The organism is Streptomyces sp. JK94, assembly GCF_053613315.1.
The window spans coordinates 226,295-238,301 of the sequence record NZ_JBSICH010000016.1 but is presented as its reverse complement, the minus strand read 5'-3'; the positions used below and the strand labels follow the sequence as shown (position 1 = coordinate 238,301).

General features: G+C 74.8%; 7 protein-coding genes. 4 read left to right on the top strand and 3 right to left on the bottom strand.

Annotation, left to right across the window (positions count from 1 at the left end; genetic code table 11):
- Nucleotides 1-47 precede the first annotated feature (47 nt).
- Genes ACVV2G_RS16890 through ACVV2G_RS16875 form a run of 4 tightly spaced genes read left to right on the top strand, consistent with a single transcriptional unit; the run spans nucleotide 48 to nucleotide 7,271 of the window.
- Nucleotides 48-3,266, top strand: coding sequence for a non-ribosomal peptide synthetase (locus tag ACVV2G_RS16890; protein ID WP_453843506.1), 3,219 nt, complete (start codon nucleotides 48-50; stop codon nucleotides 3,264-3,266).
- Nucleotides 3,263-4,894 carry a condensation domain-containing protein gene (locus ACVV2G_RS16885; protein WP_453843505.1) on the top strand — a complete coding sequence of 544 codons (1,632 nt, stop codon included), beginning with the start codon at nucleotides 3,263-3,265 and terminating at the stop codon, nucleotides 4,892-4,894. The genes ACVV2G_RS16890 and ACVV2G_RS16885 overlap by 4 nt, the downstream gene beginning before the upstream one ends.
- The gene (locus ACVV2G_RS16880; RefSeq protein WP_453843504.1) at nucleotides 4,885-6,372 is read left to right on the top strand and encodes a lyase family protein; all 1,488 of its coding nucleotides are present in this window, start codon (nucleotides 4,885-4,887) and stop codon (nucleotides 6,370-6,372) included. The genes ACVV2G_RS16885 and ACVV2G_RS16880 overlap by 10 nt, the downstream gene beginning before the upstream one ends.
- Nucleotides 6,369-7,271 carry a GHMP family kinase ATP-binding protein gene (locus ACVV2G_RS16875; RefSeq protein ID WP_453843503.1) on the top strand — a complete coding sequence of 301 codons (903 nt, stop codon included), beginning with the start codon at nucleotides 6,369-6,371 and terminating at the stop codon, nucleotides 7,269-7,271. Before ACVV2G_RS16880 ends, ACVV2G_RS16875 begins: the two co-directional genes overlap by 4 nt.
- Nucleotides 7,272-7,323: 52 nt before the next feature.
- On the opposite strand, the gene ACVV2G_RS16870 is transcribed toward ACVV2G_RS16875, so the two are convergent.
- The 3 genes from ACVV2G_RS16870 to ACVV2G_RS16860 all read right to left on the bottom strand — a co-directional run bounded on the left by ACVV2G_RS16870 (nucleotide 7,324) and on the right by ACVV2G_RS16860 (nucleotide 12,005).
- Nucleotides 7,324-8,766, bottom strand: a complete 1,443-nt coding sequence (locus tag ACVV2G_RS16870; protein ID WP_453843502.1) for a tryptophan 7-halogenase — start codon at nucleotides 8,764-8,766, stop codon at nucleotides 7,324-7,326.
- Nucleotides 8,767-8,908: 142 nt separating this feature from the next.
- Nucleotides 8,909-9,280, bottom strand: coding sequence for a nuclear transport factor 2 family protein (locus ACVV2G_RS16865; RefSeq protein WP_453843501.1), 372 nt, complete (start codon nucleotides 9,278-9,280; stop codon nucleotides 8,909-8,911).
- A gap of 268 nt (nucleotides 9,281-9,548) precedes the next feature.
- Nucleotides 9,549-12,005, bottom strand: a complete 2,457-nt coding sequence (locus tag ACVV2G_RS16860) for a LuxR C-terminal-related transcriptional regulator (RefSeq protein ID WP_453843500.1) — start codon at nucleotides 12,003-12,005, stop codon at nucleotides 9,549-9,551.
- Nucleotides 12,006-12,007 lie beyond the last annotated feature (2 nt).

The following is a 12,007-nucleotide window of genomic DNA, read 5'->3' as shown; positions in this document are numbered from 1 at the left end:
TCCCGCCCCGTCCGCACGCCGACTCACCGACCAGCAGGAGCGTCCCGATGCAGGAAACAGCACCCGACCCGGCCGCCGGGCGGCAGCCGGCCCCCGCCCGGCCGGAGGACGCCGCCGCGGCCCTCGCCCACGCGTACGCGGCGGACGCGGCCTCGGTGCGGCTCGCCGCACGGCTGAAGGTCGCCTCGGTGCTCCTGGGCAGGGCCTTCTCGGGCCCCGACGCCTCCTGGCGCGACCTGGTGCGCCACGTGGGCACCGACGACGGACGGAGCGAGGCGGCGAAGGCCTGGGCGAACGCGTCGGACACGGCCGGCATGACCGCCGAACGCCTCGGAGGGTACGAGCTGCGCGCGCTCCGGCTGATGGCGGAGGACCCGGACCTGCCGCACACCCGGCACGGGCTCCTGACGCCGGAGGAGACCGAGGCCGTCGTCGCACGCGGAGCCGGGCCGCTGCGACCGCTGCCCGGCCGCCGCTTCCACGAACTCTTCGAGGAACGCGTCCGGCTCCACCCCGACGCCGTGGCCGTCGTGCACGGGAGCACCACCCGCACCTACCGCGAACTCAACGACGCGGCCAACCGGATCGCCGGGGCGCTGCTCGGTGAGGGGCTGGCCCCGGAGGACGTCGTGGCCGTCGTGACCGAACGCCACCCGCTCTGGCCGGCCGCGGTGCTCGCCGTGTTCAAGGCGGGCGGCTGCTACCTGCCCCTGGAACCGGAGTTCCCCGCCTCGCGCCTCGCGAGGACGCTCACCCGCAGCGAGTGCCGCTGGGTGCTCGCCGACCCCGACGTGCCGTCGCTGGACGAGGCCCTGAGCGGCCGCGACACGATCCGCCGGATGACCGTCGGGGACCTCGCCCGCGGGGACGGACCGACCCGGGACCCGGAAGTCGCCGTGTCCGGGGACCAGCTGGCGTACGTGTACTTCACCTCGGGGTCCACCGGTGAGCCCAAGGGCGCCCTGTGCGAGCACGACGGCTTCCTCAACCACCTGTACGCCAAGATCGAGGACCTCGGCGTCCAGGAGGGCGACACCGTCGGGCAGACCGCCCCGCAGTGCTTCGACATCTCCCTGTGGCAGCTGGTCTCCCCGTTCCTCGTCGGAGGCCGCGTCCTGCTGGTCGAGCAGGAGGCCGTACTCGACGTGGCCCGGTTCGTGGACCTCGTCAACCGGCACCGCGTCCAGGTCCTCCAACTCGTCCCCACCTACCTCGAACTCGTCCTCGCCGAGGCCGCCCGGGGCCGCGTCGCCCTGCCGCACCTGCGCGTCATGGCCGTGACCGGCGAGGCGCTCAAGAAGGAGCTGGTCCGCCGCTGGTTCGAGCGGTTCCCCGGCGTCCCCCTCGTCAACTGCTACGGCCTCACCGAGGTGAGCGACGACTCCCACCACGGCGTCATGCGCACGGTGCCGGACCACCGCTCGGTACCGCTCGGCGACACCATCCGCAACTGCCGCGTCTACGTCATGGACGAACAGCTCCACCTCGTCCCCGACGGCGCCCCGGGCGAGATCGTCATCGCCGGCGTGTGCGTCGGCCGCGGCTACGTCAACGACCCCGACCGCACCGCCGCCGTCTACCGCCCCGACCCCCTGCGACCCGCCGAACGCCTCTACCGCTCCGGCGACTTCGGCCGCCGGCTCCCCTCCGGCGAACTGGAGTACCTGGGCCGGCGCGACGCCCAGGTGAAGGTCAGCGGCTTCCGCATCGAGATCGGGGAGATCGAGGACCGGCTGCTCCAGGTCCCCGGCGTCCGCGACGGCGCCGTCGTCGTCGCCGGCACCGACGACGCCCCCCAGCTCGTCGCCTACTACACGGGCGAAGACGCCCCCGACGGCGAGGAGACCGCACGCGCCCTGGGCACCGCCCTGCCCCCCTACATGGTGCCGCACCGGCTCCACCGCGTCCGCGAACTCCCCCTGTCCGGCAACGGGAAGATCGACAAGAAGGCCCTCACCGCCCGCGCCCGCGACACCGCGCACGCCCGGAAGAGCGACGGTGCCGGCACGCGGCAGCCGGCCACCGCCACCGAACGCCGCGTCGCGGCCGTCTGGTCCCGCCTGCTGCACGTGCCGGAGGACCGCATCGGACGCGACAGCCGCTTCACCGACCTCGGCGGCACCTCCCTCACCGCGATCCGCCTGGCCGTCGAACTCGACCGCAGGGTGACCGTCGCCGAACTCCGCGACACCCCCACGGTCGCCGACGTCGCCGCCCTGCTCGACGGCACGTCCGCACCCGCCCCGGCGACCGCCCCGACCGGCCCCGCCCCGGCGACGACCCCGGCCCGGCCCGCCGAGGGCCCGGCCCCGCTGCGGGTCCTCGACGCCCGCACCGCAGGCCCCGGCCCCGTCGCCCGCGCCACCGCGCACCGCACCGCGGCACTGGCCGCCCTCGCCGCCTCCGGCGCCGTCATGCTCCGCGGCGTGGGCGCCCGCACCCCCGCCGACGTCGCGCGCGTCGCGACCGCGCTCGGCGTCGAACCGCTCACGGAACGGGAGGGCTTCGCGCCCCGCACCGCGCTCGCACCCGGCGTGTACTCCGGCAGCCACTGGCCCGCCGAGGACCCCATGTGCATGCACCACGAGCTGAGCCACGCCGCCACCGTCCCCGGCACCCTGCTCTTCGCCTGCCTCACCGCGCCCGACAGCGGTGGCCGCACCACCGTCGCCGACTCCCAGCAGGTACTCGCCGCGCTCCCGCCCGACCTCACCGCCCGCTTCGCCGAGCACGGCTGGCTGCTGCGCCGCGCCTACCACGACGTCGGGCTCTCCTGGCCCGAGGCGTTCGGCAGCACCGACCGCGCGTCGGTCGACGCGTACTGCGCCGCAGCCGCCGTCGAACCCACCTGGCTCGCCGACGGCCGCCTGCTCACCCGCCAGCGCCGCACCGCGGTCGTGCCCCACCCGCGCACCGGGGTCCCCGGCTGGTTCAACCAGATCGCCTTCCTGAACGGCCTCACCCTCGAACCCGCGATCCGGGAGTACCTCACCGACGTCTACGGACCCGGCGGGCTGCCCTTCGACACCGCCGCCGGCGACGGAACCCCCGTCGCCGCCGCCACGGTCGAGGAGATCAACGCCGTCTACGACCGGTTCACCGTCGGAGAGCCCTGGCAGGAGGGCGACGTCCTCCTCGTCGACAACATCCGCACCGCGCACGCCCGCGAACCGTACGAGGGCGCCCGGGAGATCGCCGTCGTCCTCGGCGACCCGGTACGGCTGTCCGGCCACGTCCTGCCCCTCGGCGACGGCGGACCGTCGTGACGCGTCCAGGACCCGCCGTCCGTGACGGCCGGCCCGCACCCGACGCCGCGGCCGGACCGGTCACCGCGCCGGCGACGTACGCCCAGGAACGCGCCTGGCTGGCCTCCCGGCTGGCCCACGACCCGCCCACCTACTGCGTGGTCGACGAGTTCCCCCTGCACGCGGCCGTGACCGGGAACGACCTCGTGCACGCCCTGCACGTCCTCATGGACCGCCACGAACCCCTGCGCACCGTCCTGCGCACCGTGGACGGACGGCTGTGCCAGGAGGTGCACCCGCACCCCGAGCCGCGGATCGAACTGGTCGACCTGAGCGCGCACGACCACACCGCACAGGCCGAGGAACGGCGCTCCCTGCACGCCCGGCTGGCCCGCACCCCGTTCGACCCGCACCGGGCACCCCAGTGGCGCGCGGCCGTCCTGAACCTGGGGGAGGGGGCCTGGTCGGTGGTCCTCGCGGCCCACCACACGGTGTACGACACCGCCTCCGGGTTCCACGTCCACGCCGAACTCACCGAACTCTGCGCCGCCGCCGAGGAAGGCCGCGAGCCCCGCCTGCCCCGGCTGCCCCTGGGCTACGGCGCGTACGCACGCCGCGAACGGGAGCGGGCCCGCTCCGGAGGCCTCGACGCGGCCGCCGCCCACTGGCGGGCCCGGCTGCACGGACTGCCCCCCGTGCACACCGTCCCGCTCGACCGGCCGCGCCCGCCCGCCCGCACGTTCCGCGGGGCCGAGGTGCGCACCGCCCTGCCGGTCGGCGTCACCGCGGCCCTGACCGACGCCGCCCGGCATCACGGCACGCGCCCCGTCATGCTGTTCCTCGCCGCCTGGACCGCCCTGCTCCACCACCACTCCGGCGCCGACGACCTCGCCGTCGGCCTGCCCGTCGCCGGCCGCGACGACCCCGCGACCCGCGCCATGGTCGGCACCTTCGTCAACATGCGCGTCCTGCGGGCCGACCTCTCCGGCGACCCGGACGGCACCGAACTCGTCCGCCGGACCACCGCCGCCGTCCGTGCCGGGGAAAGGTTCGACATCCCCTTCCAGAGCCTCGTCGAACTCCTCGCGGCGCCACGCCTGCCCGGCGTACCGCCCCTCTACCAGCTCGCCTTCAACCACACCCCGGCCGGCGGTCTCGGCCCGCCCGTCTCCTCCTGCGAGGAGGACCTCCTCCTCGACGTCGCCGGCACCGGCGTCCGCCTCGTCTACGACACGGCCCTCTTCGACCGCTCCACCGCCGACACCCTCCTCGCCGACTACCTCCGGCTGCTCGCCGCTCTCCTCGACGCCCCCGGCACGCGCCTCTCCGCGCTGTCCCCCGGCACCGCCACCCGGCACACCCCCCGCCCGGCCGACGGCCCACCGCCCGCCCGGACCGCCCCGCGCGACGCGACCGAGGAACGCGTGGCGGCCGTCTGGCGGACGCTGCTGGGCACCGACGCCGTCGACGTCCACGAGGACTTCTTCACCGCGGGCGGCCACTCGCTCCAGGCCCTGCGCCTGCTCGCCCGCCTCGCCCCGGCACCGGGGGGCGGCCCCACGCTGCGGACCTTCTTCGCAGACCCGACGGTGGCCGGACTGGCCACCGCCCTTGAACGCACCCCCGACGGGAGGACGGCATGGCGGTGACCGGCCGGATCGACGGCACACCGAGCGACGTGTGGCACGAGGAGGTGCTCGCCCCTCAGTTCGCTTACGAAGCCGAACAGCTGCTGCCCCACTACGTCGCCGTCGAACGGGCCCTCCTGCGCGAGTACGTGAGGATGGGGCTGGCCGACCCGACGGGCGCCGCGGCCCTCGACGCCCGCCTCGGCTCGCTCGACGCCGACGCGGTACGCGCCGACCCGCGGCGGAACATGTCCGACATCTCCTTCGCACTGGAACACCACGTGCAGTCCGGCCCCAACCCGCCCTTCGCCGCCTGGCACGTCGACCGCAGCCGCAACGACGCCCAGGCGTGCGCCCAGCTCATGGCCGCGCGCACCGACTTCACCGCCGTCGCGGCGGACCTCCTGGACCTCGGCCGGGCCGTCACCGCCCTCGCCGCCCGCCACACCGACACCCCCGTGCCCGGCTGCACCCACGGCCAGGCCGCACAGATCATCACCCCCGGCTACCACCTCGCCGCCCTCGCCGCCGAGACCAACGCCGCGCTGCGCCGCATGCTGCACACCTACGACGAGACGGACGCCTGCCCGCTCGGGTCCGGCGCCATGGCCGGGCAGGAACTGCCCTGGGACCGCGCCCGCCTCGCCGCCCACCTCGGCTTCGCCCGCGTCCAGCCGCACGCGCTGGTCGGCGTCGCCTCCCGCACCTGGACCACCGGCATGGCCTCGGACCTCGCCGGCTACGCCGCCGTGCTGAGCCGCTTCACCACCGACCTCATGACCTGGGGCGGCAGCGGCTTCGGATTCCTCGACCTGCCCGACGACCTCGCCGGCATCTCCGCGGCCATGCCGCAGAAGCGCAACTTCCCCGTACTCGAACGCATCCGCGGGCGCTGCGCCCACGTCGTCGGCCGGGCCGCCGACCTCGTCGCCGGACAGCGCAACACCCCCTACAGCAACACCGTCGAGGTGTCCAAGGAGACCGGGGCCCACCTGCACACCCAGACCCGGGCCATGCGCTCCCTGCTGCGGCTGACCCACGCCGTCGTCACCGGCACCACCTACCGCACCGACCGGATGCGCGCCGCCTGCGACGAGGACCACCTCGGCGGCTTCACCCTCGCCAACCGCCTCACCCTGGACTGCGGCATCCCCTGGCGCACCGCCCAGATCGTCGCCGGGCGCTACGTCAAGCGCGCCGTCGAGCAGGGGCTGCGCGCCGACCGCCCCGACGCCGGCCTGCTGCGGGCCTGTGCCGCCGAGTCCGGTCACGAGGTCGAACCGGCCGCCGAGCTGCTCGCCGAGTCCTTCGACGTCGACGCCGGGCTGCGCGCCAAGCGCTCGGCCGGCTCCGCCCACCCCGACCAGGTCGCACGGCTCCTCGCCGACGAGTCGCGCGAACTCGACCGGCTCGACGCCGAGTGGTCGGGCAGGACCGCACGCAGGACGGCCGCGGCCCGCCGCCTCGACACTCCCGTGACCGCGCGGGACCACGGATGACGGGGCTGCCGGCGGCCGCCCGCCGGGTCGCCGTGGACATCGCCGAGGGCACCGGCGCCGCCTGCGGCACCTTCGGTGAACTCCTCCAGGGCGTCCTGCCCGACGGCACGGCCTTCCTCGTCACCCTCCCGATCAGCCTCGGCAGCCGCGCCCGGTTCCGCTTCGACCCGCACGGCCCGCTGCACGTCTACCCCGCGCACAAGACCAAGTCGCTCACCCTGGCGCGGGCCATGCTCGACGCCCACGGCGGCGGCGGGGGGACCCTCCTGCTGGACAGCGACCTGCTCGTCGGCAAGGGCCTCGCCAGTTCGTCCGCCGACCTCGTGGCGACGGCCCGCGGCGTCGGCACCGTACTCGGACTGGACACCTCACCGGGCGCCGTCGAGGACTGGCTGCGCCCCGTCGAACCCACCGACGGAGTCATGCATCCCGGCGTCGTCGTCTTCGAACACCGTGCCGTCCGGCTCCGCGCCCGCCTCGGTGTGCTGCCGCCCGCCACCCTGGTCGCCGTCGACGAGGGCGGACACCTCGACACCGTCGCCCACAACCGGCGCCCCCGCCCCGTGCCGCCCGCACAGCGGCACGAGTACGCACGACTCGTCGACGACCTCGCCCGCGCCGTCCGCCGCGCCGACCTGAGCGCCGTCGGTGCGGTCACCACCCGCAGCGCGCTCCTCAACCAGCGTCGGCTGCCCAAACGCAACCTGCACGCCATGGTGGGCATCGCCGAACGCATCGGCGCCCCCGGAGTCGTGTGCACGCACAGCGGCACCATGCTCGGACTCCTGCTGGACACCACCGCCGACGGGTACCTTGAAAGGCTCCGGGCGGCGCGCGCCGCCTGCTCGGAGCTTCCCGGGACCCTCTCCGTCTACCGCTCGGCCGCCGCGGACCCGTAGACGGCGAGGGCCTCGCCGGCCGGGACGGGCCGGTGCCGGACGCTGGGCCGGGTCACGCCGGAGCGGACTGCGCGCTCCTCGTCCAGTGCATGCCGTCCTGCGCGACGACCAGCCCGTCCTTGACGACCGGCACGTCGTCGTCCGCCTCACCGAAGGCCGCCTGCATCTGGATGCGGTGCCCCTCCCAGTGGACGTCGCGGGACTGCTGCCGCAGGTCCTTCTTGCGCTGGTCCCGGTAGGAGTCGGAGGTGAGTGCCGCGTCGTCCGAGGCACCACCGCCGACCAGCCCGACGAACGCGCCGGCGCCGGGCGCGCAGTCACGGGTGACGCGCCGCGCCTCGTCGAAGTACTGCTGCTCGTCCCGGGTGACGTCGTAGAAGCTGACGAGGAAGTCGTGGAAGGTCTGGTACTCCTTGCGGTACCGGGCCTCGTACTCCGCGAAGCACTCCTCTTCCCCCAGGTCGCCGCGGAGCACGCTGTTGACGGAACGCGCGGCCAGCAGCGCGCTGTACGTGGCCAAGTGCACGCCGGAGGAGAACAGCGGGTCGATGAAGCCCGCCGCGTCGCCCACCAGCGTCAGGCCCGGACGCCAGAAGGTGTCGTGCAGGTACGAGTAGTCCTTGCGCACGCGGACCTCGCCGTACGGCCCGCTGGTCACCCGTTCCGCCTGCGACAGGTAGTCGGCGACCAGCGGGCAGTCGGCGATCATCGCGGCCAGCGCCTGGTCGCGGTCGCCGCGGATCCGGTCCGCGCACTCCTTGCGCACCACCGCGCCCACCGAGGTGAGGGTCTCGGTCAGCGGGATGTACCAGAACCAGCCCGACTCGAAGGCGACGCACGTGATGTTTCCGCTGTTCGGCGCCGGGGGCCGCTTGCCGCCCTCGAAGTAGCCGTACAGCGCGATGTTCTGGAAGAACTCCGAGTAGCGGCGCCGGCCGCCGACGCGCCCGTGCAGCCGGCCCTGGTTGCCGGAGGCGTCCACGACGAACCGCGCGCGCGTCTCCCGCTCGGCGCCGTCCTCGTCCTCGTGGCGCACCCCGCACACCCGGCCCTCGTCCTCCAGCACGTCGCGGACCGCGCACCGCTCGCGGACCACGACGCCCTTGCGCCGGGCGTTGTCGAGGAGCAGCTGGTCGAACTTCATGCGCTCGACCTGGTAGGCGTACGAGGTGGGGCCCGCGAACTTCTCGGAGAGCGCGAAGTCGAAGGACCACGGTTCGGTGTGGGAGCCCCAGCGGAAGGTGCCGCCGTGCTTCTTGGTGAACCCGGCACCGTGCAGTTCCTCGGACACGCCGAGGAGCGCGCATATCCCGTGCACCGTGGACGGCAGCAGGGACTCACCGATCTGGTGCCGGGGGAACTCCTCCTTCTCCAGGAGCAGGACACGGTGGCCCTGCATGGCCACGAACGTCGCGGCCGACGACCCGGCGGGGCCGCCTCCGACGACGATCACGTCGAACGACTCCGCCGATTCCGCATCGTCGGTACTGGTCATAGCGGCCCTTCCGCCGAGAGGGGACCGGCCGACGGGACCGGCCGGCGGCGACCACGACACGGTCGTCCGGACGGAATCCTCACGGGCCGCGACAGGGGGAACATCGGTGTCAGCCACCGTTACGCGCGGCGGCGCCCCGCGCTCACACCATCGGCGAGAAGAAGTACGTGTTGCGGACCTCGAAGAGCAGGTCCTCGTTCAGCCGGAAGAAGTCGGCGAACCGCAGGTCCACCTCGCTGCCGTCCTTCAGCCTCCCGCGGAACTCACCCTCGACGGCGGCGTCGCCCGGCCCGACCACGAGCCTGACCACCGTGTGGGTCCCCGCGTCGATGACCCGCCGACCACGGTAGAAGGCGTCGAGCCCGTCCCGTCCGACGATGGGCTCGTAGCCGGGCCGCTCGTACACCGCGCGGTCGGCGAAGAGCCCGACGACTCCCTGCACGTCTCCGTCGTCCACCAACGCGTAGTAGCGGCGGACTCGTTCGGCGATCTGCTCCACCTCGAAAGCGGTCATGCCGTTTCCTTCCGGTCGACAAGGCGCTCAGCGCTCCGCGCGACGGGGAGCCGACTGACGCCGACGGTGGGGGGAAGTGGGACCCGGTCTGCGGTGTACGAGAGCGGATCCGGCAGACGACAGGCGAACGGCCTGGCTGCGTGACTGACGCAAGCCTAGACACACTTCGGCGCGTTCGGGCAGCCCGCCGGGGAAGAAGTCCCGGAAAGGAGCGGGCCGGGAAGTCCGTCGTGTGACGCGGGCGGGCACACCGCAGTCGGCCCTCGCGTCACGGCTCGCGGCGCGCGGGGCCGGCCTCCGCGGTGTCCCGCGACGGCCCCAGGGCGCTGCGCAACTCCTTGCGTCCCGACAGGCCGAGCTTGCGGTAGACGGAGGTGAGGTGCAGCTCCACGGTACGACGCGTCACGAAGAGCGCCTCCGCGATCTGCAGGTTGGTCCGTCCCGCCGCCGCCAGCCGTGCCACCTGCTTCTCGCTGCGGGTGAGTTCGCCCGCCCCGCGGTAAACGGCGCGCCGGGGCCGGGCCCCCGCGCTGAGCAGAAGACGGTGTGCCTCGTCGTGCAGGGCGCGGGCCCCGAGCGCGTGGGACTCCTCCCAGCCCCGGCGCAGCACCTTCCGGGCCGGCCCGACGTGCCCGGCCCGCAGCAGGGCACGGCCGCGGGCCACCCGTGTCCGTGCCAGGGACAGCGCGGCGCCGCCGTGCGCCAGCACGCTCTCGGCGTCCTCGAGGGTCTGCAGCCGCCGCTGCTCGTCGCCCGCCGAGGCCAGCAGTTCCAGCGCCGTGCCCAGGGCGACCGGGAAGTCGGCGGAGTGCGCGAGATCCACCGCCCGGGTCGCGAGGCGGCCCGCCTCCGCACGGTCGCCGGCGGCCAGACGGGCGTGTCCGGCCCAGTACCACCACGGCGAGACGGCCGGATTCGTCCGCTGCCACAGCTCCTGCCGACGGCCGCACTCCGTCAGGTCCGCCACCGCGGCCACGGGGTCGTCCTGGGCCAGCCGGAGGCGCCCGCGGGCACCGAGGTACTCGCTCCACTGCCAGGCGTCGTCGATCACGTCCTGCGGCACCGTGCCGGCCAGGGCGCCGGCCGCCACGACGTCGCCCCGGTCGAGCAGCGTGTGCAGCCGGACCGCCAGCGCCAGCGCCTGGTGGTGGGTGACCCGGGCGCCCGGCACCGACCCGAGGGCCTCGGCCGTGGAGCGGAGCGCGTGGTCGAGGCGCCCCAGCCGCTGGGCGGCCTCGCCGTCCAGGGCGAGCAGACCGGCCCGCAGGTGGTCGGGCACGGCGTCGGTGCCCTCCAGGAGCTGCTGGTACACGTGGGCGGCGTCGGCGGGACGGTCGGCGTACGTCAGCGCGGCGGCCGCGGCGGCCAGCGAGACGGGGGAGTCGGTGATCGGCGTACCGCTGGTCAGCACCCTGTTCGCCGCCGACAGGGCCTGCGGGAGGCGCTCGGCCCGGCTCACCGCGATGAAGGCACGGCCCGCGAGCAGGGCGCGCTCCTCGGGGGTCGTGCCGGGCAGGTCCAGACGCAGGGAGACCGTTTCGAGCAGGCCCGTGTAGGCGTCGCGGTGGTCGGTCGCGGCCAGCAGCATGTCCGCCTCCAGCAGTTGGAGACGCGCCCGTCCGGAGGGCGAACCGGTGTCCTGGGCGGCCAGCAGCTCCGCCGCACGTCCCGCCCGGCCGGTGCGGGTCAGGGCACCGACGAGCGTGCTGAGCGCCGTCAGCCGCAGGTCCGGGTCGGGCAGGCGGTCCAGCACGGACGTCAGACGCCCGATTCCGGACTCCGCGTCCCCCCTGCTCTCGGCGATGCCCAGTTCCATCACCAGTACCGGGTCGCAGGTGTCCTCGCGGCCGGGCGGAACGCAGGACCGCAGGAGGTCCGCCGCGTGTTCCGCGGCCCCGCGGAGCATCGCCGTGCGGGCCTCCTCCCGCAGCAGGGCCCGCGCCCACGGCTCCCGCGCGACGGCCGGCGACTCCAGCAGGTGCCCGGCGATGTCGTAGGCCGGCGCTCCGCTGTCGTGCAGCAGCCGGGCGGCGCGCCCGTGCAGGTCCGTCCGGGTCCTGGGCGGGGTGCCCGTCAGGACCGCGCTCCGGACGGCGGGGTGTGCGAGGGACCACGTGTCCGCGGCGGAGCCCCGTGCCAGTCCGACCGCCTCCAGCCTGCGGAGGGAGCGGATGAACGCGGTCGTCTCCACCCGCGCCAGGCCGGCCCCGGTGGTGGTCGCGGTCCGGTCGCCCAGGACGGCCATGGCCTGTGCGGCGCGTACGGCGACGGGGGACTGCCCGTGCAGCAGACGTCTCAGGCGTGCACCGAACACCGGGATGTCGCCCTCGCTCGCCGCCTCCAGCGCGGCGGCCGTCAGCGGTCGGCGCAGCTGGCGCAGGCCGGTGACCAGTCCCGTCACCAGTGCGGGGTTGCCGCCGGTCGCGTCCAGGCACCCCGCCTCGAAGCCGGCCTCGACGGAGTCCCCCGTCAGCCGGCGCACCACTGTGGCGACACCCGGGCCGGAGAGCGGCCGGGGTCTGATCACCTCGAACATCGAACGCGCCGCCCACTCCGTGGGAGCGGCCGGTTCCTCGCCGTCACGCCAGCCGAGGGCCAGCAGGACCGGCAGGTCGTGCCGGGTGCGCAGGAGACGGACGAGCGTCCTGATCGACTCGAGGTCGGCATCGACGAGCGCCGGAACACCGCCGGGCCCGTCACCGTGTCCGAAGCCAGTACGCGCCACCC

Excerpts from the sequence above, each read along its gene's own strand:
- ACVV2G_RS16890 (WP_453843506.1), top strand. The coding sequence starts at position 48 with ATGCAGGAAACAGCACCCGACCCGGCCGCCGGGCGGCAGCCGGCCCCC.
- ACVV2G_RS16870 (WP_453843502.1), bottom strand. The coding sequence starts at position 8,766 with ATGACCAGTACCGACGATGCGGAATCGGCGGAGTCGTTCGACGTGATC.
- ACVV2G_RS16880 (WP_453843504.1), top strand. The coding sequence starts at position 4,885 with ATGGCGGTGACCGGCCGGATCGACGGCACACCGAGCGACGTGTGGCAC.
- ACVV2G_RS16875 (WP_453843503.1), top strand. The coding sequence starts at position 6,369 with ATGACGGGGCTGCCGGCGGCCGCCCGCCGGGTCGCCGTGGACATCGCC.
- ACVV2G_RS16865 (WP_453843501.1), bottom strand. The coding sequence starts at position 9,280 with ATGACCGCTTTCGAGGTGGAGCAGATCGCCGAACGAGTCCGCCGCTAC.